Genomic DNA, 1,319 nt, shown 5'->3' on the forward strand with positions numbered 1-1,319 from the left:
CTGGCCACCATCGGGCTGATCATGGCTGCGCAGGACGCCGGTACCGTGGGCCGGATCCGCAGCGCCTACGAGCGCGCCGCCGTCGCCGAATACGCCGATGACAGCGGTGAACTCGTTCTGGAGCACGGGGCGTTGCTCGCCCATGCCACCGCCTGAGGGCCTACCCGGAGGTGCGCCTGAGGCACTGCCGCGCCGCCGCCACCGGAAGAGGGCTGCGGCGGCGCGGACCGGGTCAGTCGCCGGTGACGGTGACCTTCTCGTCGTTCTTCAGCTGCTGCACCAGCGTCTTGACCCTCGCCTTGTCCCAGAGGAGGTTGCCGCCCGTGGAGCCGGCCAGGGGCATGTTCATGGAGGTGCCGTCGCCGCCGCTGACGCCCTTCATGGCCCAGAACATGCCGGCCAGGTCGAACAGCCCCATGTCCTTGTCGACGATCAGGGAGTCCAGGCCCGCGCCCATGGTCGGGTAGAGCTTGAAGGGGTTGAGGACCGTGCCCGGGGTGGCCACCTGGTTGGCGAGGGCGGAGAGGAACTTCTGCTGGTTCTTGGTGCGGTCCAGGTCGGAGCCGGCGAAGGCGTACCGGGTGCGGACGAAGGCGAGGGCCTCCTCGCCGTTCAGGGTCTGCCTGCCCTGCTGGAAGTCCGCGCCGGACTTCTTGTCCTTGAAGGCCTTCGGGATGTCCATCTCCACCCCGCCGACCGCGTCCACGATGTTCGCGAACCCGGCGAAGCCGATCTCGACATAGTGGTCGATGTGCAGGCCGGTGTTGAACTCGACGGTGCGCACCAGCAGTTCGGGGCCGTCCTCGGCGTACGCGGCGTTGAGCTTCACGCGCCGGCCGGTGCCCTGGTAGATCTTGCCGGACTCGGAGCCCTTGAAGGTGGGGATCTCCACGTCGGAGTCGCGGGGCAGGGAGACCAGTGTCGGGGCGCCGCCGCCGGTGTGCAGGACCATCATCGAGTCGGTGCGCTTGCCCTCGGCGGAGCCGGTGTGCAGCTGCTTCTTCTGCTCGTCGGTCATGCCCGCGCGGGAGTCGGAGCCGACGATGAGGTAGTTCGTGCCCTCGCCCGCCTCGGGTCTCTCGATGACCTTGGAGAGGTCGACCTCGCGGTTGAGCTTGGAGTCGGCCCAGAAGTAGGTGCCCACCGCCGTGACGACCAGCACGGTGCTCAGCGTGATCGCGGTCCACTTGATGCGGCGCCGCCAGTCCGGCCGGGGCCGGGCTCCGCCGCCGGGGTGCCCGGTGCCCCCCGGACCGCCGCCGCGGCCGCCGCCGGAGGGGCTGCCGTAGACCTGTCCGGTGTTGTAGCCGCTGTCGTAG

At 69.7% G+C, this 1,319-nt stretch carries 1 protein-coding gene; it reads right to left on the minus strand.

Annotation, left to right across the window (positions count from 1 at the left end; translation table 11 throughout):
- Positions 1-232: 232 nt before the first annotated feature.
- A partial coding sequence (locus ACFYWL_RS31205; protein ID WP_386980434.1) for an LCP family protein occupies positions 233-1,319 on the minus strand: 1,087 nt, incomplete at its 5' end.

It is taken from the genome of Micromonospora sp. NPDC002575, from assembly GCF_042889525.1.
Taxonomy (GTDB): domain Bacteria; phylum Actinomycetota; class Actinomycetes; order Mycobacteriales; family Micromonosporaceae; genus Micromonospora; species Micromonospora carbonacea.